At 48.0% G+C, this 25234-nt stretch carries 19 protein-coding genes; 10 read left to right on the top strand and 9 right to left on the bottom strand.

Annotated elements, in window-relative coordinates; genetic code table 11:
• The first annotated feature begins 1 nt into the window (after position 1).
• Positions 2–868, top strand: a complete 867-nt coding sequence (locus F1593_RS02860) for a MurR/RpiR family transcriptional regulator (protein ID WP_149400060.1) — start codon at positions 2–4, stop codon at positions 866–868.
• A gap of 76 nt (positions 869–944) precedes the next feature.
• On the opposite strand, the gene F1593_RS02865 is transcribed toward F1593_RS02860, so the two are convergent.
• Positions 945–1301: a helix-turn-helix domain-containing protein gene (locus F1593_RS02865; RefSeq protein WP_149400061.1), complete on the bottom strand. Its 357-nt coding sequence runs from the start codon at positions 1299–1301 to the stop codon at positions 945–947.
• 181 nt (positions 1302–1482) lie between these two features.
• Between F1593_RS02865 and F1593_RS02870 the strand changes: the two genes are divergently transcribed.
• The gene (locus tag F1593_RS02870; protein ID WP_149400062.1) at positions 1483–2877 is read left to right on the top strand and encodes an ArnT family glycosyltransferase; all 1395 of its coding nucleotides are present in this window, start codon (positions 1483–1485) and stop codon (positions 2875–2877) included.
• A 111-nt stretch (positions 2878–2988) separates the two neighbouring features.
• On the opposite strand, the gene F1593_RS02875 is transcribed toward F1593_RS02870, so the two are convergent.
• A complete protein-coding gene (locus tag F1593_RS02875) occupies positions 2989–3621 on the bottom strand; it encodes a LysE/ArgO family amino acid transporter (protein ID WP_149400063.1) in 633 nt (210 codons plus the stop codon).
• A gap of 565 nt (positions 3622–4186) precedes the next feature.
• Here F1593_RS02875 and F1593_RS02880 point away from each other — a divergent pair.
• From F1593_RS02880 to F1593_RS02890, 3 genes are all read left to right on the top strand, one after another.
• Complete coding sequence (locus F1593_RS02880; protein WP_149400064.1) at positions 4187–5230, top strand: hypothetical protein; 1044 nt, start codon at positions 4187–4189, stop codon at positions 5228–5230.
• Positions 5231–5999: 769 nt separating this feature from the next.
• A complete protein-coding gene (locus tag F1593_RS02885; RefSeq protein WP_172631819.1) occupies positions 6000–10007 on the top strand; it encodes a glycosyltransferase in 4008 nt (1335 codons plus the stop codon).
• A gap of 39 nt (positions 10008–10046) precedes the next feature.
• A complete protein-coding gene (locus F1593_RS02890) occupies positions 10047–11603 on the top strand; it encodes an ArnT family glycosyltransferase (protein ID WP_149400066.1) in 1557 nt (518 codons plus the stop codon).
• Between the two features lie 104 nt (positions 11604–11707).
• Here F1593_RS02890 and F1593_RS02895 read toward each other — a convergent pair whose 3' ends face one another.
• Positions 11708–12172: a hypothetical protein gene (locus F1593_RS02895; RefSeq protein WP_149400067.1), complete on the bottom strand. Its 465-nt coding sequence runs from the start codon at positions 12170–12172 to the stop codon at positions 11708–11710.
• A 376-nt stretch (positions 12173–12548) separates the two neighbouring features.
• Entirely contained in the window at positions 12549–13424 is an 876-nt protein-coding gene (locus F1593_RS02900) for a COG4705 family protein (protein ID WP_149400068.1), read from the bottom strand.
• A 718-nt stretch (positions 13425–14142) separates the two neighbouring features.
• Between F1593_RS02900 and F1593_RS02905 the strand changes: the two genes are divergently transcribed.
• A complete protein-coding gene (locus F1593_RS02905; RefSeq protein WP_149400069.1) occupies positions 14143–15624 on the top strand; it encodes a cellulase family glycosylhydrolase in 1482 nt (493 codons plus the stop codon).
• Between the two features lie 117 nt (positions 15625–15741).
• On the opposite strand, the gene F1593_RS02910 is transcribed toward F1593_RS02905, so the two are convergent.
• Positions 15742–16146 (bottom strand): nitroreductase family deazaflavin-dependent oxidoreductase, encoded by a 405-nt coding sequence (locus tag F1593_RS02910; protein WP_149400070.1) that lies wholly within the window; start codon positions 16144–16146, stop codon positions 15742–15744.
• Positions 16147–16217: 71 nt separating this feature from the next.
• Positions 16218–17537 carry an MFS transporter gene (locus F1593_RS02915; protein ID WP_172631820.1) on the bottom strand — a complete coding sequence of 440 codons (1320 nt, stop codon included), beginning with the start codon at positions 17535–17537 and terminating at the stop codon, positions 16218–16220.
• A gap of 615 nt (positions 17538–18152) precedes the next feature.
• On the opposite strand from F1593_RS02915, the gene F1593_RS02920 reads away from it, so the two are divergent.
• Positions 18153–18998, top strand: coding sequence for an LLM class flavin-dependent oxidoreductase (locus tag F1593_RS02920; RefSeq protein ID WP_149400072.1), 846 nt, complete (start codon positions 18153–18155; stop codon positions 18996–18998).
• A gap of 167 nt (positions 18999–19165) precedes the next feature.
• On the opposite strand, the gene F1593_RS02925 is transcribed toward F1593_RS02920, so the two are convergent.
• Positions 19166–20137 (bottom strand): hypothetical protein, encoded by a 972-nt coding sequence (locus F1593_RS02925; RefSeq protein WP_149400073.1) that lies wholly within the window; start codon positions 20135–20137, stop codon positions 19166–19168.
• 306 nt (positions 20138–20443) lie between these two features.
• Here F1593_RS02925 and F1593_RS02930 point away from each other — a divergent pair, with 306 nt between their 5' ends.
• The 3 genes from F1593_RS02930 to F1593_RS02940 all read left to right on the top strand — a co-directional run bounded on the left by F1593_RS02930 (position 20444) and on the right by F1593_RS02940 (position 23708).
• Entirely contained in the window at positions 20444–21865 is a 1422-nt protein-coding gene (locus F1593_RS02930) for a WD40 domain-containing protein (RefSeq protein ID WP_149400074.1), read from the top strand.
• 158 nt (positions 21866–22023) lie between these two features.
• Positions 22024–22578: a hydroxypyruvate isomerase family protein gene (locus tag F1593_RS02935; RefSeq protein ID WP_149400075.1), complete on the top strand. Its 555-nt coding sequence runs from the start codon at positions 22024–22026 to the stop codon at positions 22576–22578.
• A 197-nt stretch (positions 22579–22775) separates the two neighbouring features.
• Positions 22776–23708, top strand: coding sequence for an LLM class F420-dependent oxidoreductase (locus tag F1593_RS02940; RefSeq protein WP_149400076.1), 933 nt, complete (start codon positions 22776–22778; stop codon positions 23706–23708).
• 51 nt (positions 23709–23759) lie between these two features.
• Here the strand turns inward: F1593_RS02940 and F1593_RS02945 are convergent, their stop codons facing one another.
• Entirely contained in the window at positions 23760–24179 is a 420-nt protein-coding gene (locus tag F1593_RS02945) for a VOC family protein (protein ID WP_149400077.1), read from the bottom strand.
• Positions 24180–24388: 209 nt separating this feature from the next.
• Positions 24389–25192, bottom strand: coding sequence for a helix-turn-helix domain-containing protein (locus F1593_RS02950; RefSeq protein ID WP_149400078.1), 804 nt, complete (start codon positions 25190–25192; stop codon positions 24389–24391).
• Positions 25193–25234: the final 42 nt, after the last annotated feature.

Here is a 25234-nt window from a genome sequence, read left to right on the forward strand (position 1 = left end):
TATGTCACAGCAACCTCCGCTGGTGCCTGAAGGTGTTCAGGCTCGCTTGCGAGCGGCTTCGTATACGCTCACTGAAACTGAACAGCGCGTGGCGCAGTTTATTGATCAGTACCCAGAAGAGACGATCCATCTCTCTGTGCAAGCGCTGGCACAGCGCATCCAGGTCAGCGAAGCGACGATTGTGCGTTGCTGTCGCACATTGGGATATCACGGCTTGCGTGATCTCAAGCTGGCTCTGGCAGCTCAACACGCGCAGCCCTTGCAACGCATTCACGAGGACATTCTGCCTGAGGATGAGCCTGGGGTGGTAGCGCGGAAGGTGTTGCAATCTGACATCCAGGCGATTGCTGATACACTGGCAGTGCTGGATGAGCAGTTGTTCGCCCGCGCCGTGGAGATGCTGTTGCAGGCCACGCGTATCGAGTTCTACGGAATCGGTTCGTCTCTGCCCATTGTCCTGGATGCCTACTATCGTTTTGTACGTATCGGCCTGCCTGCTACTGTGGTCACGGATTCTGCCATGCAGGCGGTTTCAGCGAGTCGTCTGCCAGCAGGTGCTGTGGCTTTTGCTATTTCGCATTCCGGCCAGACTCGCGATACCCTGGCAGCCATGCACTGTGCTCGTCAGCAGGGGGCAACGATCATCCTGCTCAGCAGCCATTTTGGGACGCCGTTATGCGAGTTTGCTGATATCGCGCTGATTACGGCTGCTCGCGAGACGGCTTTTCGCACAGCGTCAATGACTAGCCGTATTGCTCATCTCAGCGTGATCGATGCCCTCTACGTTGCTCTCGCCCTACACAGACCAGAGGCCGCTCTCGCTGCGCTCGAACGCTCTGCGGAAGTCATGGCCGAACACTCGCTTTAAAAATACAAAGAAATGGTATTTCATCACTGGGCGAGCGCGTTGAAGAAACTCCTCCGGCTTCTGGATGTGCTGCCAACTATGGTAGCGCCAGAGGCGGATCTTCTCGGCTGCCGACGGTATTGTCGGAGAGAGCGAGAAGGGAAGGAGTGCGAGCCGCTTGGCGGGCGAGTTCGGCTCGACTCCAACGGCTGAAAGGCAGACCGTGAGAGCGCGGCAAACTGCATGCCAACGCTGTCACTTGTGCTCGGACCTCTGGAGAAAATCGGCGTGGTGCACCGGGCCGGGGAGCATCTTTGAGGACATGAGTCTGGTTCCAGCGTCGCCGCCATTTCCGTACCCAACTCTCATGGCGGTTCAAGATGTGGGCTAGTCTCTTGGTGCCCCAGTCGGGGTGAGTATGTGAAATCTCGATTAACTGTGCACGGCGAGCAATCGCCTGTGGAGTTCGGTTTTATGGCAGTGTGTACTAAGTAAATTAGAATGTTGAAAATGATCGGCTGGAAGCTACTACTGTATATATATTGCGCTGTGAATTTGAAGGTTGAAAAAATAGGGATATATGGTGTAAAATGCATTAAAAATGAATTTATAATTTTCAGAGAAAGTAGATCCGCATGCGATCGATCAAACAACCTATACCAGCCATTAGCGTTTTCTGCCTGGCTTTACTCGTGCGCGTCTTTTACAATCTCACGGTCGCGGATAGTTATACTCCTACCTTTGATGCTGGTGTATATAATATTCTGGCAAATAATCTTATACATATACATTGTTATTGTCGAGCTTTGCATCACTCAACGACGTTTCGCCCACCGCTCTGGCCATTTATTCTTGCGACTATTTATTTCTTTGCGGGAGAGCATAATGAGTATGCTCGTTTGCTTTATTGCGTGTTGGACTCAATAACATGCGTGTTTGCCTATCTTATCGCCAGCGATCTTTTTGGCAAACGGATTGCTCTAATTACTGGCATCATCGCCGCCACATACGTTGGTCTCTTTGTCTGGACTGGATGGCTCTACACAGAAACCTTGTATACCTTTTGTCTGACTGCGCTCATCTTTTCGCTTCATCGCTTACAGCAGCACATGCTAGCGGAGAATCCTGGGACCGGCAAAACATTTTTGACTGTCGCGCGAACTGAGTGGAGATGGATCATCGTGGGTGGAATTTTTCTCGGATTGACCCTTCTGACACGTCCAACGGGTTCTATTCTGATTGGTCTCCTCTGTATATGGGCTGTTTTCCTGATAACACACAAAGTATTGCTCTGGCGGGTAGCTGTCAAGAACGTTTTTATCTTGCTCAGCGTTGCTTTGCTGCTGAACGTTCCCTGGTTCTATCGCAACTATCTGGTGACACATACATTTTTCCCTGTCTCAGCCATTGGCACGACCCTGGTTGGAAATTATGATGATAATGTTTTACTGGGCCATAATGTTATTCGTGGAATGTGGGCGCCACCAGAAAAAACTATCAATCCAGACTTTCATGATTACACTCTGGCTGACGAGCAGAGTGATACTGCAAAAGCCTTCATCTGGATGCGCACCCATCTAAGCGAGGTCCCTATTTTGCTTGGACTGCATGTACTCAACATGTGGACCCCCTATCTCTATGCCCATGGTCTCCCTTTTGAACAAATTCAAAATCGCCCCTCTTCACAGATTATGTTTTACCTCATACCAATTGCCTCGATTCCTGTCTTCCTGCTGGCGGCAGTGGGACTTGTGGTCACCTGGAAGCGCAAGAAACATTTATTGGTGATCGTGTATCTTGTAATTGTCCTGACCATCTTGCAAAATATCGCCTTTTATGGTAGCCCACGCTATCGTGCCCCCATCGAGCCGCTTTTGGTAGTGCTTGTTGGAGGTGCGCTCTGGTGGTGGATGGGAAATGAGGATGAAGTGGGAGCGTGGAGGCATTTCAGATCTAGCAAAGCGAATGCGCAAGAAGTCACCGAGGGTATACAATCCGCTCAGGAGGTGGAGATTGTAAGCGGTAAATAGTAGGCAGAAGCGAGTAGTTATTGTGCTACCATTCTGCCTGGTGTTTTGCAAAACATATCTTGTGCGACTCAACTTTTCAAGCCGAAAGATAGTTTTACACTTTTGTCATTTTCAATGACCTGTTCCAACCCGGATAAGTGAAGCTGCAATGATCCACATGATACATCCAATCATGCCATCAAGTACTTTCCAGGCCAGGGGATGACGAAATAAGGGTGCCAGCCATCTGGCTCCATAGGCCAGGCTGAAAAACCAGATGAGTGAGGCAAGCATTGCTCCAATAGCGAAGAAAAGACGATCTAGCGAGTGATAATGTGTTCCAACACTCCCGATCAACACAACCGTATCGAGATAGACATGGGGATTGAGCAGGCTGAATGCAAGGACTGTCAGCACCGTGTCACGTAAACGAACTGGCTGGGCAGATGTCGCGTTACCCTCAAGTGTTTCAGGAGCTAATGCTGCCCTGAATGCCCGAAATCCATAGACGAGCAGAAATAAGGCCCCACTCCAGGTAGCAATGATGGTCAGAGGAGGGAAGGCGGAAATGATGACTCCCAATCCTCCGATACCAAGCGAGATGAGAACAGCGTCGCATAAAGTACATAAGCTTGCAACCACAAAGACATGGTGTTTCTTAATTCCCTGACGCAATACAAAAGAGTTCTGCGCACCAATAGCCACAATAAGACTCGCACCCAGCCCAAGTCCCTGAAATAGTGCCAGCACAAGTGCCTGGATCATGTTTTTTCAATCCCTTTACATTCAATGAAAGCAGTAATATATAGAAAAAAGACAATATAATTCAGTTTATCACAACACAGAAAGTGGTAGAGATAGGTAAATCTGGCGTATAAGCAGTAGTGATTTTCGGGCTGACCTATACGAGATACAGCCCGAAATGCAGTCAGGGCATATTTAGCAGCATGGATTAATCGGTTAGCTATACTTGATGGAACACAACGATTGAAAATTGAAGGGCTGGTTAAGAAGTCATATTATGGTAGCATGGAGTTAAGAATGAGCTATCTATACGTTATGTATAAAGGGTATTTATAATGCAAGCCGTAGTTGCAAATTCTTTAAATTGAATCGCGCAATTGTTGTATTATAACTGTGACAGTTTTCTCTTATTGGCAAATTTTTATTTTATTCGATAGATCCTGCTCTTATTTTTATAAGAAACCCTCTGCTTCAGACCTATCCGGTTCCATAGGTGATGAGGATGAATGCATATTATCATTGCTAGATGGGATAGTTATACGTTGCTAGAGACAATGCAGACAAATGGATTGGATTGTAAATAACTATGGATGAAAGAAAAAAATCGCCGTCGATTTTCCTTTCTATTGCTAAGGTTGCTATCGTCGTATATGTTTTATTTACGGGTTATAGTTCGTCCGTGTCTCGCATCGTTCCTGCCAGACTAACCCCTCCAGTGGTAAAGGTGACTCCTTCACCAATACCATCGCTGCATGTGCCTTATGTTCCTCGTCCTCTTCCTGGTCAACAAAAGTGGTCTGGTACTTCTTCTCTATTGTTTGGTGCTAATGATGCGTCCTGGGATTGGTCCAGTCAGAATATGGGGAATAATCCTGCTGTGCGTGCAACAGTAAAATCAGCCGGTGTTACTGTGATTCGGACTCCTCTGACCAGTAAGGATGCCTTACAGCGAGTGGCTGTGATAGAAGAGATCGGGGCTCGCTGTTTGGGCATTCTTCGTCCGCAAGATGCTTTACAGGTCGTACAAATGCTTGGACAACGTTGCAATCTTTACGAATGGGAGAATGAGCCAGATAATGGTGGCCCAAATGTAACTGCATATTCCCATACCTGGAATCAGCATATTCCTCAATTGCGTGCTATTAATTCCCATGCGGCTTTTATTGGTCCGGTGGTTGCCTATGGCGATATTTCTTATATTCAACGTTTTTTGCAGTTGGTGAAAGCAGCTGGTAATCTACCAGATGCGGTAAGTTATCATCTTTACCCCTGTACTGATCAGTCTATTGAAACCTGTCCCCAACATTTTGAGGATTATACGCAGGTGGCGCAACAAGTGAAAAAGGCGGTTACGCAAACTGTGGGCTATAGCCTTCCCCTGGCGGTTACTGAATGGAATTATAGTTGGAAGCCTGGCCAGACACCACATAATGATGCTTTTATGCAGAATTTTACAACCTCTTCTCTTCAAGCATTGGCAAAGGCAGGGATTGCTCTGGCTAATCAATTTGATCTTGCCAGTAATGCAGGTTATGGTTCACTCGATATGATCAATCCTTTAACGGGCATGCCATATCCTCAACTCGTTGCTTTTCAGGCAATGATTGAAGAATATAAGCCACATACTTAAGCTATGGATACGTGCTTTCCAGTAATTTAATCGAACAACAAAATGGAAAGAAGCATTACCTATACAAAAATGAATGCAAATTTAAATCAACGCTGTAGCTTATTGCAATAAATGTAATTGGTGTTTTGTATGGCATGTTTTTGAAGAATGGGAAAGTAACCTATTCTTGCTGATTTTTTTACATAAATCCTAGAGTATTGACAACTGTGGATATTCATGGTAAATATAAACATAAGGTTACTAGTAAATATGAATAAAACGGGATTGATTAATGGGGAGGCTTCTTTGGGTGTGCTAATGTATTCTTTTATATCTATGTTATTTTTTAGTCACTTTGTGGATGGGTAAAAAATCTTAAAATACGCTTACTGATGAATAATTATTGGCTTGTCTATTCCTGGATGTGTTATCCTCAGGCATAGCCGCCTCCCGAACCGCGTTGTCTCGCGTTTCGCTTCCTACACTCTTCCGGCATTGCAGCCACCCCTGTCACAACGACGTTTTTGTACAGGGCTGGAGGTTTCCTGGTCCTTATAATGTGTCATGCAGCGTCAAACGCCATGCACTCAATTTTCGTTTTCATTTTTTACTCTAGCACTGTGTGTTTTTTTATAATGTGTCTTGTGGGTAGATGTATAGTGAACTGGATGCACTCTTATAGTGCACTAAACTTTAATTTTTAATGTATGAGGGATAATAGATGATCAAGAAGCCTTTTTCATCTCCTGTAAACCACGCAGATGAAGGCCAAAGTTCCAAAAATTCTCATTTGCTTAAACTCAAAACTGCTATTTCGGCTGACCGCATATCAGGTCATACTGCTCATCCAGTTATTCCTGAAGACGATCCTGCTGAACTGGCTACCCTGACAGGGATAGCAGCTGCGCCGGATTTTGCAGAGGCTGCGACCCTTTCTTTAGATACCGTCAATACGATGCTTCCTACGCAAAAGATAGCAGCTGCGCCGGATTTTGCGGAGGTTGCGACCCTTTCTTTAGATACCGTCAATACGATGCTTCCTACGCAAAAGACAAAGGTGGTGCGGCGTAAGTCACATGCAGCCTTTGCGGAGACTGAACAGAAGAACGACTTATACGATTTGACTGTAGTAACTCCGACCAGAAATGAGCGTGATAATGTCAGACCTCTCTTGCAAATTTTGAAAGATGCTCTGGCTGGCGTGCGGGTTGAAGTTATTTTTGTTGATGATAGTGATGATGATACCCCGGCTGTTATTCAAAATATTACCCAGATTCTGGGTACACCCACCTTCCATATTCGCGTTGAGCATCGTGCAAAAGGACCGGCCCGGGCAGGTGGTTTAGCGACTGCGGTTGATCTTGGACTTAGAAGTGCGCGTGCGCGCTATGTGGCGGTGATTGACGCTGACCTGCAACATCCTCCAGCTCAATTGCGCATCTTTTATGATGAGGCAGTCAAACAAGATGTGGACCTGATACTTGCAAGTCGCTATATCAAAGGCGGCAGTACTGGTGGCCTGGATGGCGTGAGTCGTCTGCTCTTCTCGATTGGGCTGAAAACTACTGCTAAGATTTTATTTCCGGACCATTTAGCCGGAGTTTCTGACCCATTGGGCGGTTTTTTTCTACTCAGACGCTCATTACTCAATGACGTAGTTCTACGGCCTATTGGCTATAAAATTCTGTTAGAGATTCTGGTCCGCTGTCAGTGGAATAGCCTGGTTGAGGTTCCCTATCACTTTCAGCAGCGTGAACATGGACAAAGTAAGGCCGATTTTAAACAGGGAATTACCGCCTTACAACACATGTGGCGGCTCTTTAAAGAGGTTCCATCCGCTGGACGTGTCTGGAAGTGTGCAGGTCTGGTCATCACAAATGTCCTCTTGATGGGACTACTCGTTCTGCTGGCTAATGCGTTGCCAGCGATCTGGCAACCGATCAGCGTACTGACTTTTGCCTTGCTGGCTTTACTCAATTTCACCTGTATTAATCGCTTCATTTTCCCCGCGACCCCTGTGAAGGATGCGCCGCTTCCTGACTCCCTTTCTCTATTGATGGAACCTCCTATTCCTCATCCAGTGAAAGATACGTCCCTGCGTGGGCGAGCAGTCACGACGCTTTCACTGGTCGCAGTGGTTATCGCGATTGGTTGGATTAGTCTCACTCTGCCAGGTGCCTGGGTTGTTATTGGTGCATTGTTTGTGGGCTTTAGTGTCCTCAATCATAAACATGTGACTGTTTCGAAATTAATGCCAATGTTGCTTGGTATGCTGGTAGGTATCGCTAGCATCGATTATCTGAGCTGGCGCTTTGCTGTGACAAACTGGAGTGGTTGGTGGATTGCTATTCCATTGTTGGCTGCTGAGACCATGGGAGCCATTCATACCCTGGGTTTTCAATATACGCTGTGGCCGTGGCCCCATCCACGCTTACGCTTGACTGAAGATCCCACACGCTTCCCTGTCTATATCTTCATTCCCACGGTCAATGAAGGTGCCTCCATTCTTGAGCCAACAATTAAAGGAGCTCTGGCGGCTCGGGCGCGTTATCTTGCACAATATCCACATGGTCAGGTTACGATTGTCATTTGTAATGATGGCTACGTCGCGAAGAATCCAAATTGGGAAGAGATGGAGCATCTGGCACGGCGTATAGGTGTTGTCTGTGTGACGCGAACGGTGGGTGGTGGTGCGAAAGCTGGAAATATTGAGCATGCGCGCCAGTTCCTCAAGGCGACAGATAATGCGTTATTAGTTATCTTCGATGCTGATCAGATTGCCAGGCCCGAGTTCTTACTGAAGACGGTCCCCGCCTTTGGTGATCCCAGTATTGGATGGGTCCAGACCGGACAATATTATAGCAATCTTGAGAATCCGGTGGCGCGCTGGGCTGATGACCAACAATCGATGTTTTATAATCTTCTCTGTCCTGGGAAGGCATCGCTCAATTCTGCGTTTATCTGTGGAACCAATGTGGTACTGCGTGCGCGTGCATTAGATCAGATTGGTGGTCTGCCACAGGATTCAGTGACAGAGGATTTTTCAGCCTCGATTGCACTACATCCTACCTGGAGAAGCGTGTTCCTGACAGATGTCCTTGCAACTGGCATGGGTCCTCTGGATCTTCCTTCTTATCTCAAGCAGCAGCGCCGCTGGGCGATTGGTACTCTTGGTGTGTTGCGTACGAACTGGCGCGACATCTTTCTGCCTAGAAAAAATGGTTTGAGTCTCGCGCAGCGTATTCAGTACCTTCTGGCTTGCACCCACTACTTATGTGGAGTACGCGATCTTATCTACCTGATTTGTCCAATGCTCTTCGTCTTAACCGCTGTTCCGGCTGTGCGAGGTTCAACTCTGTTCGCTTTCGCCTGGCACTTTCTGCCCTATTGGATCGTCAGTCTGGTCTCACTCTGGTATGCGGGACGAGGAATTACAGGTTTACGCGGTATTGTGATTGGCTTCGGCAGTTTTCCGGTACTCCTCGAAAGCTTGCTCTCAGTTATCTTACAGCGTAAAGTCGGTTTCTCAGTGACCTCTAAGAGCCGCACCAACAAACGCTCATACAATCATCTCCTGATCTATGTCGTGTTCTTGCTGGCAGGTCTCTTCTGTATTGGCTTGACCGTAGTCTCTAAGAGCCGTCAACAGGCTTCGATGTTGATCAGTGAAATGTGGATTGTCTATTCGATGTGTATGTTGATCAGTTTTCTCTGGTTGGGTATCCGCGATTTGCGTTTCCAGAAACGGGCCGGCCAGGAAATGGAATTGGCTCATCTGAAAGATTATCCCTCTCGTTTGCATGGTAGGGAAAGTGGCCTGCGCCCGCTGGGAAATGTACTGGCAGCCCTGGCTCTAGCCTGTCTGGTCTTTGGAAGTGGTATTATTCATCCTGATGTGTCGCAGGCAACTCCATTTACGATTGCTTCGGTTTCGACGACCACTCCATTGACAGGTGTTTCGTTGCCAGTGCAATTGTTGCAACAGCGCCCGGCAGTATTAGAACAGACTTTAAATACACACTTTTCGATTGTTGGCCGTACCCAGGATGTACATGATCTGTTTAATCGGGATTGGGCCAATACTCTAGTGGCGCACAATGAACGCCCCTGGATTACATTAGAATTTGGAACTTTTGGGGCGAATGGCAAACCTCCTGCTGATGCCAGTTTGTCAGCAATTGCCAATGGATTACATGATAGTGATTTGCAACGCTGGGCTCAGAGTATTCGCGATTATGGAAAGCCGGTTTACCTGACTGCTCTGCTCCATGTGGATCGTAACTGGGCGCTTTCCTCTGCGGTAGCTAATGGTGGTATTCCACAGGATGCACCGCGAGCCTGGAATCACATTCAATCCATCTTCCATACTATGCAGGCCAATAATGTGGCCTGGATCTGGGCGCCTGCTGATCCCGCTCATGATACCGTCTATGCTCCACCAGTGTCTTCAATCAATGCTGTACTGCTCAGTATGATCAGCTATCCCAAAACTAAATGGGTTGATCCTGCTAAAACTTTACAAGCAGTGACTGCCCATTATAAGCATACACCGATTATTGTTGAGGTCAGCGCGGCTGGCGATGCAGCCCAAAAAGCTAGTTGGTTAACTAAAGTTGGTAATGCAGTCGACGCGGAACCGAATGTCTATGCTCTGATTTATCACGAAGGATCACCAGCCATCAATCCAACAGCGGCGCAAAATAAGCAATGGTCAATCTTGTCAGATCCTTCATCTGAGCAAGCCTGGCAGCATATTGTTTCAAGCCTGCAGATCGCAAAAACTACCGCTCATCGGTAACCCATTAAGTCGCAATAGAACAATAAAGGATAAGTCACTGTGTTAGAAACGCTTTCAAAGACATCTACAGGTGTATTGCAAACAAAAAAGGTTACCCGGCAACAACTTTTCTCAAAAGTTGTTGCCTCGCGCTGGTCGTTACCTGCCATCCTTTGTTTGCAGGCACTGATCTCACTTATTACACTGCATAATACCGCATTCCAGGACGAGGCCCTCTATCTGTTTGCGGGCAAGCAGATTGTGCATAGCTGGATGACGGGAACAAAAGTCATTGATCCCTATGCGCAATACTTCTCTGGCTTTCCCTATTTCTATCCTGTAATTGGTGGAGTGCTGGATCATTTCGGTGGCGTTGAAGCGGCGCGGGCCTTTAGCTTGTTTTGCATGCTGATAGTAACCTTCTGTGCGTATCAGGTGGCCCAGAGGCTGTTTAATCGCAACTGTGCTCTCTGGGCTGCTATCCTGTTCGCTTTTCAAGCACCAGTCTTGTTTATGGGGCGTCTGGCGACCTATGATGCCTTATGTCTGTGTTGTCTGGCAATAGCGGCAGCTCTCAGTATGCACGTCGCTCGTGCGCGTACCCCCTGGGGAGCTTTGCTGATTGGACCCCTTTTATTCCTGGCAATTGTCGCTAAATACGCTGGTATGTTGTTTGTTCCCTCGGTACTCGGATTACTCTTGTTTTACTCCCTGATCAGTCAGGGGATGCGGGCCATGCTGCTACGCGTGATCCTGGCATTATTGTCTTTTGCGCTGGTTGCTGCTGTAGGATTACTCTCTTTGAGTAAAGATGTCCTGACTGGCATTAGCGCGACAACGACGAATCGTGTCGCCACCATTTATAATTCTCCGAGTATCCTGCTCACGCATATTGTTGAGTTGAGCGGGATTGCGCTGGTGGTGGGATTCCTGGGCTTGTTACTCATCGGGCGCAAGCGCCTCTGGCTGGGACTGCTTCTGTTCGCATCGGCTCTCTTAGCACCGGCATATCACCTTTATAAGGGAGAACTGATATCGCTGGATAAGCACCTTGCCTTTGGTATGTTCTTTCTGGCGCCCCTGATGGGATACGCCGTAGCTTCACTGGCGAAATACCAGCGCCGTTTCTTCTCCAATTATCACTGGCTGGTTGGCCTGGCAGTGTTTCTGGTCATCTTTTCTCTGGGCTTGCAGCAGGCTGAGTATATGTACAATGAATGGATTACCAGTACCAGTATGACTTATACGATGGAGACGCAGACACGCCCCGGAAGCGGCCATTATCTGTCAGAGGATTATGATGTTTCTCGTTACTACTTGCAGCATGTAAGTGCTCCCTGGCAATGGAATAGTCTCGATTTCTTCCAATATACCGATCGAACGCATCAGCTATTGACCGGTCGACCTGCATATCAAGCAGCCTTACAAGATGGCTATTTTGATGCGGTTGAATTGAGTTTTGGATATAACGTCTCGTTGGCACAGTATATCAGTGGCGAAATTGCGAAAGACCATAACTATGATTTAGTCTCGAAACTTCCTTACCATGACGCGTATGGAAATGGCACCATCTGGATCTGGCGGAAACATACCCCCTCACCTCCTGTTTCTCACTAGAAAAGGAATAGCTTGGGTCCATCCTGTAAGGGACTTTCTGGCAAGTTCGAGTTGGATGGTGGCATCCAGAGTTGCACGCATCTCTCCAGTGGTGTTTGCTATGATTATCTATAGATAGCAGTATATACTCCCAGCAATATGCGCCCTACGCCAATAACGATCGCAAGGAGTTGGAAGCCAAAGAGGAGAGAGATATAAATGCTTGCGGCAATATTTTTAAATTGGCTGTGTGTTCCATTCATCCAGGTTAAAATGAGACCTATGAATAAAGAGAACAGGAACCAGAGCACTGCCCGAAAGGTATGATCCAGTACATCATGGCGTACATTGTTTTTTAACTTCAATTCTAGCTGGATAAAGACAAGGGAGGCGGAAATCAGGACACTCACCGCACTGACTGCAGCACTGTTAGCACTGGCAAGGATTGATGCTCCAGATTGTTTTTGTGGTAAGTCTTGTAAAGAAGGGATTGATTTTCTGGCTCGCCAGAGTGGGATATTAATGAAGGTAAGGATGCTTGAGAAGAGAATGAAGAGAAGTATATCCCACCACTGCTCAAAGAAATTCATGGTGAACTCCAATAATGATTTAAACGCTGCCCCTCTCATTATTGTACAGCGAAGATAAAACACTCTTTATCTTTTTGTTCAAGCTTCCAGAAGTGTCTTTGAAGTATGTTATCTGATCCATCGAGTGGACAGGTACTTTACGCACCTGCCCACTCGATTATTTATTTTTTTGGACAATTCGGAGCCACGTTTCAGCGTGCCCCCATTGGAGCGGAAAATACCTCTATAACACACTAGATCAAATCTGCAGAAGAAGGAAGCTGGTTCTGGAACGCTATAATGATTACCAACGCTTGTAGTTTATAGCCTCTTGCAACTCAGCTTGCGGTGCAAACATGCGTGAGTGTATGTAGCACCGCGAGCAGGCAAATCTTATTTAATCCATGCGATGGGAGGAGGTGGCCGTCCATTCTTCCGGTTCTCCTGGCTCATTTTCGAGTTCCGGTACAGGCAATTCCATTGTTACCATTGCATCTTTTTTCGTGATGGCGAGGTAGGTAACGGTGATTAAGATGGTAAGCAGGAAGAGCGCGCTTGTCATAACTGTCCCAAGTCCCAGACCTCCATCGTCGTGGGATTGGGATAGATAATCACCCAGTGAGGCACCGAGGGGACGCGTCAAAATGTAGGCGATCCAGAAGGCCAGGACTGCATTTAATTTGAAGCGCAGGTGAGCGACGGCGACGACAGCGATTACTGAACCGAATATGATTGCTGATATTATATAGCCCAGATTCAAGCTTTCTGCTACGAGGTCTCCCGCTGCAGTCCCTAAAGCGAAGGTGAATAGGATGGCGAGCCAGTAGAAGATTTCTCGACGTAAGGTATAAATGGTATGCACGGATAGTGTTTTCTCACTTGCATACCAGGACACAAAGGTTGTTATCAGTGCGGCACTGAAGACGATAGTGGTCGTTTCCAGTGATATTCCAAAGTTGTCGGTCAGATTATCTGTGATCAGTGTACCAACGACGCTTATTAAGACGACTGCGAGCCAGTAAATGCCCGGTACATATCTTCTTGTCGCGAATTGAAAGAAGAGCGCGATGATCAACAGGCCACCCATAACGAAGGATGTATTGGTCAGGCCCAGGTGCAAATTTGTATTCAGGAGATCTGCGGCTGTCTCTCCTACGGTCGTGCATAAGATTTTAATGATCCAGAAGTAGATAGTAACTTCAGGAACTTTATTCAACAGCTGACGGCCTATGACAGTGGCATCGTTTTGACGCCAATGCTTCGATGTCTTCATGAAGTGGGTAGTCTCCTTGTTAGAGATTGCTAGCAAGAGGGACAAGCACAACAGTCAAATTTGCTTGATAATCTGTTATGGTTGATGAGGCCAGCCGTAAGCGCTGGGATGAGCCATTGCAAAGTGCCTGTCCTGTATATTTGTGTGTTCCAGGTAGCAGAAATCGCCCCCCTCCCATTTGTTCATCCTCTCAAAGTATACTTGTGGTTCCAAGTTAATGCTTCATTGCTAGCAATGACTACACGACGTATCAAGATAGGTTCAATTGATGACAACTCCTATTTTCTTCCCGTTTGCCATCCTCCATCTGATCAGGAATAGTGCGTTAGAATCTTTTTGTGTGGACAATCTCAATTGTCTGCACAAGAATTTTAAATCCCATCTGTATTTTTGACGTAAACATAGGCATCTCAATGGCTCATCAATAGACAATTGTGGGCCATTTTTTGTTCTGTACAGACATGCGTTGGCAAGCCTCTCGGCAAGAAAGAAAGGGTGAACCAGAAATCCCGCACAAGTAGCTCACTGAGCCTATCAATCCAAGAAAATATCTTATAGCCATGACTCTTGAGACTGGTGGAATGCCAGTTCTCAAGAGTCTTTACTTTTTGTTCAGCGGGACAGGTTGCCTTGTCAATCTTGTCTGGGGGTAGGTATACTCGAAAAGGAGTAGGTTCAATTTGAGTGTCAACGTTCATCCAGGGAAGGAGAACGCGTAATGCGCTGGAAGTATAAAACACTGATAGCACCGTTGCTTATTGTGCTACTCGTCTCTGCATTGACTGGTTTTGTCGCGAGTATTCCAAAAGAGGCTCAGGCAGCAAGTTCAATTGCTGGTTTACACGTTGTTGGAAATACAATTGAGAATGCAAGTGGACAGGTCTTTCGTCCTCTAGGTGTCGATCGTGGTGGAACCGAGTATGAGTGTGATGCCGCTACTACAACAGCGGTTTTCGACGGTCCGAGCGATCTGGCTTCGGTACAGGCTCTTCAGAGTTGGGATATCAATACCGTGCGACTCCCTCTCAATGAGGATTGCTGGCTTGGTATCAATGGTTTTCCCGCGGGTTCGTATAACGCCGCACAGTATCAGCAGGCGATTGTTTCCTATGTGAACCTGCTCAATGCTAATAATATCGCGGTGATTCTGGACCTCCATTGGGCGGCCCCCGGTACACAGAAGGCAACCGCGCAAACGCCTATGCCTGATCTTGATCACACCAGTACATTCTGGACCTCGGTCGCAAATACGTTCAAGAATAATTCATCGGTGCTCTTTGACCTATTCAACGAGCCCTATATGCAAAGCTGGAGTTGTTGGCTCAATGGCAGTACGGCTGCGAATCAGGCACCTTGTGGCGATGTCAGCTTCGCCGTTGCGGGGATGCAAACAATGGTCAATGCTGTACGTGCAACAGGTGCGACGAATGTCCTGATGGCGGGCGGCCTCGCTTATTCTAATGATCTTTCACAATGGCTTCAAAACGAGCCGAACGACCCGTTACATAATCTTGCTGCCTCGTTCCATCTCTACAATTTTAATGCCTGCGCTAACGCGAGCTGCTGGAACTCAACCATTGCTCCGGTAGCTACCAAAGTGCCTGTCATTACTGGTGAGATGGGAGAGAATGATTGTAGTAGTAGTTTCATCAATACGGCAATGGCCTGGCTTGATCAGCACGGTATTGGATATCTTGGTTGGGGCTGGGATACCTATGATTGCGGAAGTTATCCTTCACTGATCTCTAATTATAACGGGACACCTACTGCATTCGGTGCGGGACTCAAGGCTCATCTGATTGCTCTGGCAGGAAGTGGTCCTTCTCCAACGCCGACGCCAACCCCAATTAATCCAACGCCAACGCCAACATCAACCCCACCTGCTTCTGGAGACGTCCATGTCGGGTATCAGGTAAATCAGTGGCAAGGAGGATTCTCAGCGAGTATCTCAATTACGAACAATGGTACTTCAACCATCCATGGATGGACCTTGCAATTTACCTTTCCTGGTGATCAAAAGATCACTCAATTGTGGAGTGGAAGCTATACTCAGACTGGTAAGCAAGTTTCGATCACGAATGTGAGTTACAATGGAACCATTGTACCCGGGCAAACCGTGACCCTTGGTTTTAATGGCACCTGGACGAGCAATGATACCAGTCCTACCTCGTTTACACTGAATGGAGCACCAACCAGTTAAGTAGAGCTTACATAGAAGAGGGTAGGGCATGACATGAACACTATGCCTTGTCCTCTTCTATTGATTGCTGAGAAGTTGAATTTTTGAAAAACTCGCGATACATCATAAAAGGATGAATTAGTGTCTTGTGATGGCGATTAATGGAATCTGGCGTGTTGTTTTGGCTTGATGATCGGCAAGAATCGGGAATTCTTCTGTTGTGCGTGCCCAGAGTTGTGTGCGCTGTTCTCCCTCAATAACTGTCGCAGTCGCCGGGAAGGTTTCGGAACCAAGTTCGATGGTAACTTCTGGATGAGCCACGATGTTATGGTACCAGGCAGGATTCTTCGGTGCGCCCAGCATAGAAGCGACAATAATCAGACGATCACCATCCTTCATAAATGCAAGAGGGGTCGTGTGCTGTTGTTTGCTTTTCGCGCCCGTTGTGGTAAGGAGGAGGAGCGGCCGGTTCTCATAGGTGCCCCCAACTTTTCCTCCATTTGCACGAAACTCTTCGATGATTTTGGTATTCCAATCACTCATAATTATTTGGTAATTATCCTTTCTTTTGTAGAACAGGTATGACTTCCAATAAGTAATTAAGTACAGTTATATCATACAATATTTTGCATCTTTTCAGCCATAGGCACATTTTGGGGATTCTTTAAGGCCATGATGGCAAAAAGAGTGATCAAGAGTGATACCCCTGTCGCGATAGTAAAGGTGATGGGTGGTGTAATCAACGGACTAATTGCGGCCTGTGCCAGCGGACCAATAAGGAGGGCCAGCGAGATAGCCGTACTGCGTATTCCCATGACTTGTGAACGATTCTGATCGTTTGTCTCGCTCAAGTAGAGCGTCCCGAGCGCTGGCATTAATAGAGCACTTCCGATACCTGTGATGGCAGAAGCTGCCAGTAAAAGCGGATAGGAATGCAGGAAGAGCATGCCCAGGTTGAGACCACCTCCAAACAGACAGCCAAGAACGACGAGCCATTTTTTCGGCAGAGCATCGCTGAGACGCCCCAGGACCAACGGGAAGATTGCCACTGTCAAGCCGTAAGCACTAATAATCAGACCATATTGCGCCGCCCCATAATGCAGGGTGTGCTGAAAAAAGAAAGGATACTGGGGCAACGAAAATGGAAAGACAAACAGCGATCCGAAATCGATGAGAAGGAGTGCTGCAAACAGCCAGGCCAGATGGAACAGACCAGGTGTATTTGCGGCGCGCCGCGTTTCTCCACGTTGTTTTTCGGCCTTGCGCTCAAGAGCCTGCGCCCGTACCTGTTCCGGCAAGGTTTCGGGGAGCAGCATGAGCGCCAGCAGCGAAGCAATGAGCGCAATGCCAGCGGAGAGCAAAAAAGGACTGCGAAAGCCCCAGGATTGATAGAGGATGCCGCCGATGGCCGGTCCCAGCGCAATACCGCCGGATTGCGCACTCGTCATCACACCAATCCAGCGTCCCTGTTTCGAGAGCGGAACCGCATCGCCAATCATAGCCATTGAGGCTGGCATAAAGCCTGCGACCAGCGTCCCTTCCAGGAAACGGACGAGAATGAATAATACGGGAGTGTTGACAAATGCGAGCAGTAGATTTGTCACAATAAAACCAGAGAGCGCCAGTAATACCAGCGGTTTCCGGCCAATGCGGTTTGCCATTATTCCCATTGGTGTACTGAAAAGGAATGTACCCAGTCCAAAGGCTCCCTCCATCAAAGCTAGCGTCTCTGAACCTAGTCCCAGCGACTCCAGGCGTTGTGGAAAGACAGGAATAATGATGCCAAAGCCCGTCATAATCAGAGCCAGACAGGCGGGCAGGATATAGAGTGCTTTGCTGATCTGCTTCTCCGGTGTGACAGGTGGACTAGTTGTGATGGCACCTGCCGATATTTCTATTTCCATTTCAGGGGTGATTGCATCTTCTGATGGCATTGTATGTATAAATTCCATTCTTTCTACGCTTTCTGTAGAAATAAAGCGACACGCCATCGTGGGAAAAAGACATCACTCGTCTTTTCGTGTTCTCGTATTCTTTTCTTCCGACTCCATGACAGATAGTCGAAATGTTTGTTGGTACGCGCACAACAGATAAGCATTTTACCACTCTTCATTCTATCTTTTCAAGCATGAATACTATGTTGCCAGCACGAACCTTTCAAATACACAATTTTTGTGAGCCTCGAAACGTACGCTTCTATTCATTAGATTCAAAAGTATAAAGCACTGGTTCTCCTTTTTCTTCTCCTAGCTTGCTCCTTTAGCAAATGCATTCGATCTGGTCACTGTCTTGATTGTATAGTTCTTATGGAGTGTGCAATGGGCCAGGATAACGGGTGGGTACTGGATAACAGGTGGGTGCTGGATAGATCAGAAGCAAGGCTGGATGCACATCAGGGATCAGGAAAGGACATCTCTTTTTGCATAGAGTGTGGTGTGGCTTTTGAGAGCGAGATACCATTTGGAGGTTCTTGAAAATATGCTAGAGGATGTCATGAAAGTTCAGTAAAATGAGGAAGAAAAATAAAGAGGAACAAGGAGAATTTAGCTATGCGTTATGGATTTATTCTGCCCGGTGGCGATGTTCAGACAATACCTGAAATGGCTGGCGAGGCGGAAGCAGCTGGATGGGATGGCGTCTTTATTGCTGATTGCATCTCAATTGACACTTCAGATAATCCTCCTGGTCCCTGGTATGATCCCTGGATTTTGCTGGCTCTTATGGCTACGCGCACCAGCCGCATCACACTTGGTCCGATGGTAGCTGCGATCTCGCGTCGACGACCCTGGAAACTGGCTCGTGAAACCATGACCCTCGATCATCTCTCACAAGGTAGAATCGTGCTGCCCGTCGGGCTGGGGGCAGCCAGGGATGATGCTGGTTTCTACAAAGTTGGCGAGGAAATGAGCCTCAGGGGACGGGCTTCTATTATGGATGAGTGCCTGGATATTTTAAATGCTGCGTGGAGTGGAGAGCCATTTTCCTATGAGGGTAATCATTATCATGTGCAGCGTATGCAGCTCTTGCCGCCTTCGTTCCAGCAGCCTCGTATTCCCGTCTGGCCGATTGGAGTCTGGCCGCATGAAAAATCGATGCAACGCGTTCTGCGTTGGGACGGCATTGTACCGCAAAAAAAGGATGGGAGCGATACACCGCTGACTCCCGATGATATCCGTGCCATCAAAGTCTATGTTGAGACCAATCGCAAGCTCACCACGCCGTTTGATATTATCTGGGAAGGTGAGACGCCTGCGAACGATCCCGAGCAAGCGGCAACTCTTGTCCGTCCCTGGATCGAGGCTGGCATCACCTGGTGGATGGAGTCGCGTTGGAACAATGCAACCCCTCAGGAGATACGTGAACGCATCCGCCAGGGACCACCACGCATCATATAATCCTGTAGCTAGAGGTGTGACCTGAAACAGATACCTACAGACAGAAAGACCCGCTCTTTATCGAACAAAGGGGCGGGCCTTTCTGTCTGTAAATGAGCCTGGCATGCGCACTGTGGCATCCCTGTTTTGGCCGGGATGCCACAGCTGCCAATATCTATTGGTCAGGTTTACCAGATCAGAGCTCCGTTGCCATTGTCGTTTTCAATGCCATTCAGCAGTTGTTGTTGCGAAATGGTATAGTGGCCCGCTCCCAGGGTTCCGCATACACCTGAGGTACAGGTTTCTGCGTAGGTAAAGGTACCAGCTGTGTTGTTATAACCAATCACAGCTATATCATGGCTCCCGCCGCGATAGGAGCTATTATTCCAATCAGGTAAGTAGGCATCATTCACCGAGACAACCGGAGGAACATTGTAGTTAGCGATGTCGGACGCAACGTCATTCTGCAGAGTTGTCAGGGTTAATCCACCTGGATTCACCAGGAGATAGAAGTAGGTGAACCAACTTGAGCTATTATGATTGGATGCTTCCCAGTTCAAGGCGTCGTCGACGTCCTGATTGGCTGTGTCTGCGTTCGCATAGGCACCATAGGACATCTCACCAGCCGAGGTATAGTAGGGTGGATAGACCTGAGTTGCGATATACATCATGTACGCGCGCTCATGGGTATCATTCCAGTAGGTAGTGACGTGGGGATCACTGTAGTTATGGCCTCCAACTGCACGGGTATTGACGTTGTTCCAGTAGTCCAGAGCGACTGTTGTTGCACCGGGACCACACATATTACCCATGTAATAGTCGGTATAAGCGTGTCCTGCAGCATCTGTTCCAACTGTTGGTGGTTCCCAGATTTGATCGGAATAGGATGTACTGAGTGTTTTGGATGCTGGCACCGCATTGGCGATGACATTGTAACCAGGCCGGGCGATCTGATAGGATGTTTTCCGCTTGACCCAGGCTGCGTTCTGTACATGATGCGACTTGCCAGCTGTATTTAATTGACCAGACGCTAGATTTTGTCCTGGTCCATATGCCGGGGTGCTCGCCGCAAAGGTAGCAGGCGTGCCCATTGCCATCAGGATAACCAGCGTGAATAACAAAGATAACCAGGGATGGAGCTGTGTACGTCTTGCTTTCATCGGTTCCTTCCTTGTATACGTGTGACAAACAAACAGTAAAGAGATGTAGATGCCTGGAGTGAATGGTATTGCATTGTGTCACTCCAGCAGCCGCTCACCAGCGGTTCCTGTATCGACTATAGCTGCTCACGCCGGTAGAAGCTATGCCTTTTTCCTACCTTTTCTCTATCTTTATGCTACCTTTTTGCAGTGGACAACATAAAAATATCCCTTTGCCAGATTTTGCTTCAAGATGAAGGCTCAATCCTGTATAATATCTTCATAGATACTACTTTTGGCAGCCAGAGATTTTATAAAGAGGTGTTCATGGATGAAGTCCGTAAGACACGAAGTCAACCAGCCTCAAAAAAGAAAATCCAATATGAACCAAATCTGAAACTGAGGCGCGAGCGAGAGCTGAAGGGCTGGTCTCAAACGGTGGTGGCCGAAAAGATTGGGGCGCAACCGAATTTGCTGACGCGCTGGGAGACTGGTTCAGCCTTTCCCTGTCCCTTTTATCGTCAGAAACTGTGCACGCTCTTTGAGAAAGATGCGGAAAGCCTTGGATTGATAAAGAATGAGCAAACTGATGCAGCACAAGATACCGTCTCGCCCCGTGATCCGCTGCAACATGAGACGCTGGACCACGCTGAAGTTGTTCATGGGGATACACCCGGACGAAAGATAGATTGGCAGCATGGTCTCTCGCGACGAACCATCTTAGGGATATTGGGGGCGGGTGGGATAGTATTGGCTGGCGCACTGGCAGAAAGTTTTTGGTGGCATAAAGATAGCGCGCAGCCGCCCCCGCATGCTAGTTTTCCTGCTCACGTATTGATGAATACTGTGCTCTACACCTATAAAACACAGCCGTTGGAGTATATCAATGATGTGGCCTGGTCTCCGCATGGGGGATATATTGTGTGCGCGGTCGGCGATAGCACGGCCAAAGTGCTTGATGAGCGAGCGGGAACCGTTGTTCGCGTTTATCGTGGGCATAAGAGCTATATTAATTGCGCGCAATGGGCATCTGATGGGCTACGCATTGCTACCGGGAGTGCGGACAAAACAGTCCATATTTGGAATGCAATGACAGGAAGCCTCCAGATGAAGTACATGGGCCATAAGCAGTCTGTGCTCTATCTGGCGTGGTCCCATGATGGAACGATGATCGCTTCTGGTAGTAGAGATGGCACAGTTCAGGTATGGGATGCCTTCACCGGTCAGCGTATCAGTACCTATACAAGACATAAGGGCAGCGTCTGGAGCCTCCGCTGGTCGCCCGATAATGGTAGTATTGTTTCCGGTGGCGATGATGGCATCGTCCACGTCTGGAGCGCAAACAGCGCCAAACCGAGCGTGACCTTTCGTTATACCGGACCGGCATCTGGTGGCATCAACGAGGTTGATTGGTCTCCGGATGGGAAGTGGATACTCTCCGCCCATGCGAATAGCAATGTCTATCTGTGGGATGCCCTGACTGGCAGCCATGATTTCACCTATCAGGGTCATACGGCTGCCGTGAGGACGGCCAGATGGTCCCCAACTGGCAAAATCATCGCCTCGGGCGGTGTGGATGATACAGTTCAGATCTGGGATGCCCTGACCGGCAAGCGCCTGCTCGAATATCTGAAGCAGACCAACGATATCCTGGAAGTTTCCTGGTCGCCGGATGCAACACGCCTTGTATCTGCCAGTAAAGATTATTCCATGATTGTTTATGCTGTATCTATCACGAAAATGGGATAATTTTTATTGTAAAAGTGAAATAGATATCTTCGTGAAGGGAGAGCAAAAAACATAAAATTCTAAAGAGAACATATTTCCATTAATGCTTCTCGTTTACTAAGAACAAAGGAAGATTTCATGGGATATGTTTATAGAGAGGTGAAGAGAAACTTTTCTAATTGCGTGAAACCATTCGGCTTGCCGAGCAATGGGATATTCCCAACATCATCGTCTTCAGTGGAAATCGGCAAGGGCTGGAGGATCGTCAGGGCGCAGAAATCGCCGCGGAAGGACTGGCGCGCCTGACCAGAACTGCCGAGGATGCAGGCGTCACGCTGATTATGGAGTTGCTCAATAGCAAGATTGATCACAAGGATTATCAATGTGATCGAACCGCCTGGGGCATAGAGGTTTGCAAGATGGTCAATTCTCCACGTGTCAGGCTGCTGTACGATATTTATCATATGCAAATCATGGAAGGGGATATTATCCGTACCATCAATGAGAATCATCACTATTTCGCACATTATCATACGGCGGGTAATCCCGGGCGTCACGAGCTCGATGAAAATCAGGAAATTCAGTATCCAGCGATCATGCGTGCTCTATTACATACCGGCTACCAGGGCTTTGTGGGTCAGGAGTTTATCCCCCTGGGTGATCCTGTGGCGGGTTTAAAGCAGGCTTTTGATCTCTGTAATGTCAGCCTGGAGCCGGAGCTAGAGAACGTTTAGCCCATAGAAACCTTCAGAGGACGCAGAACGCTTGCCTTGAAGGGCATTGTGATGATGGGCTATAATCAAGACATGCAGTCATAAGGATGTGAAAGGCAATGAAATACGTTGCAGTATTCCGGGTGGGAGTGAGTTGACTGAATTTGTTTTATCGCTTTATTGGCACAGATAAATTGTCATTGTGAAAGAGGGTATGTATGAAGTTTGGAGTTGCGCTTCCTAATGGTTGGAAGATGAGTCTGGTAGATATCAAAGATCCTGTTGATGCCTATGAGACGATGACCAATGTGGCAAAAGCTGCTGATGAGACAGGGTATGAGGCCGTCTGGATAGTCGATCACTTTCATACCGTTCCCCTACCAACCCAGGAAGTGACCTTTGAGTCGATGATGTCATTGGCGGCCATCGCACGTGATACTAAACGTATCCGTATTGGTCAGATCGTGACCTGTAACAGCTATCGCAATCCCGCTCTGCTGGCGAAGATGGCTAGCACTCTGGATGTGCTCAGCCATGGCCGCCTGAACTTTGGTATTGGCGCTGGCTGGTATGAGCATGAATATCGCGCCTATGGCTATCCTTTCCCTGATGCACCAGAGCGCCTGCGTATGCTACGTGAAGCCCTCCAGGTGATCCATGCCATGTGGGAACAGGAAGAGGCCACCTTTGAAGGAAAGTATTATCAGATCAAGGGCGCGATCAATCAGCCAAAGGGAGTACAGAAGCCCCATATCCCAATCCTGATTGGTGGTGGCGGCGAGAAGGTGACCTTGAAACTGGTGGCGCAATATGGTGATGCCTGTAATGTCGGTGGAGACCTGAAGACATTGCAGCACAAGCTCGATGTTCTCAAGCAGCATTGTGAGAACGTAGGACGTGATTACGCGAGTATTTACCGCACCACCGGCGCCTTCTGCTCTATCGCTGATAGCGATGAAGAGGCCCTCGCCCTGGTCCCAGAGGCTTTCCGGCAGGGGCTCACTGATACCTCTCTGGTTGGAAGTCCTGAGACGATTCGCCAGCGTATTGCCACCTTTGAATCCCTGGGTATCAATGAAATCATCATGGATTTCCCCAGCGCGACCGATCTCACCGTACTCCACCGCTTCGCCAAAGAATTCATCGCCTGAGCTCGTAGAGAAAAGGATGAGAAGACCGCTTCTCATCCTTTTCATCTCTGCTTATGCCTGTTGATTTTTATCGAAGTTAAATAACCATTTGACGCCAAATCTGTCGGTCACTTCACCATATATTGCGCCCCAAAATTCCTCTTTTAACGGATGCTCAATTTCTCCTCCAGCGGAAAGATTTGCGAAGTAGGTATTAATTTCTTTTTCACTTCCACAATCAAGGCAGAGGGAAATGGTATTACCTTTGATCGGTCTCACCTCTCCCATCAGGTCAGAGGCCAGCAGCGAAAAACCCTCTTTTACCAGGCTGGAATGAAGGATATTATCGCGCATTTCTGAAGGCATCTGGTCAGCCATTGGGGTTTCGCCGATGACTTGTAGCTGGAGTTCACCACCCAGGCACTCTTTATAGAAGATCATTGCTTCACGGCAGTTACCATTGAAATGTAAGTAAGCACTCAGTTGTGTCATATGGATCTTCCTTTCTCTGTTGTATGCCTTTTTCAACGTGTCATTGATATATTGGTGTATTGAGTCTTGCCGTATCTAGTGTCATGTGACGCTGCTCTTGCATAATTGAATGAGCAGTTCCAGTGTTCATCACATAAACATTATAGATGAGAAAGAAGCGAAAAACTTCTTCAATCTCCTCTTTTTCGAACATGCGTTCATTCTCGGGTTTACAGCAAGGGCAATCCCATCACGAGTGGTGGATCGGTCAGGCGAGGTGGATGCAGAATGAGATCTGGATCGCCAGCAATCTGTCCCTGGTGCAGGATCAGTGGACTCGTGTTGCTGCCAACCAACAATTGTGTGCCGGGTAGCAGGGAGGAATGGAGATCGTTTGCCACAGGAAAGGCGGCGCTTCGCAGATAGTATATGCCATCAGGAATGCTATGAAATAGATACGACCCTGGCGCGTGGAGCCTGGTACAACATACTGGTGTTCCCTGTGGAATGGGACCGGGGAAGAGGGCGATATAGATTGTGCCCTGAAAGGTTGCGGGTGCCGTGATCCGACCTCGCAGCATGTTGTTCTTGAGTGGAGTGAAAGTGGATACCGTGGGATGGTGTTTGCTTCTCTTTATTGAAGGCGGCTCGAATGCATGGGCTCGCTGACGCAAGAGGCGAGGTGATAGACCAACCAGATTGGTGAAACGTGTCGTAAAGGAGCCGAGACTGGTATAGCCAACCTCAAAGCAAATATCTGTTATGCTCAGGGATGTCGTTATCAGCAAACGTCGCGCCTCCTGAAAGCGTAACGCGGAGAGAAATTCACCCGGGGGAATGCCAATCATGCGACAAAAGATACGGTGGAAATGGGAGGGACTCAGGCAGGCCGCCGAGGCCAGATCTTCGAGAGTGAGCATTTCATGCAGATGGGTATGCATAGTCTGGATTGCGCTTTCCACAACCTGCGTATGTATCGCCTGGGTTATGGGATGTGTTTCGTCCTCACAGAAAATGGGCGTTGCTGTTCGCATAGTATCCTTCCTTCTGCCACAGAGCTTTTTCAGTAAGGCATT

Source organism: Dictyobacter arantiisoli (genome assembly GCF_008326305.1).
Taxonomy (GTDB): domain Bacteria; phylum Chloroflexota; class Ktedonobacteria; order Ktedonobacterales; family Ktedonobacteraceae; genus Dictyobacter; species Dictyobacter arantiisoli.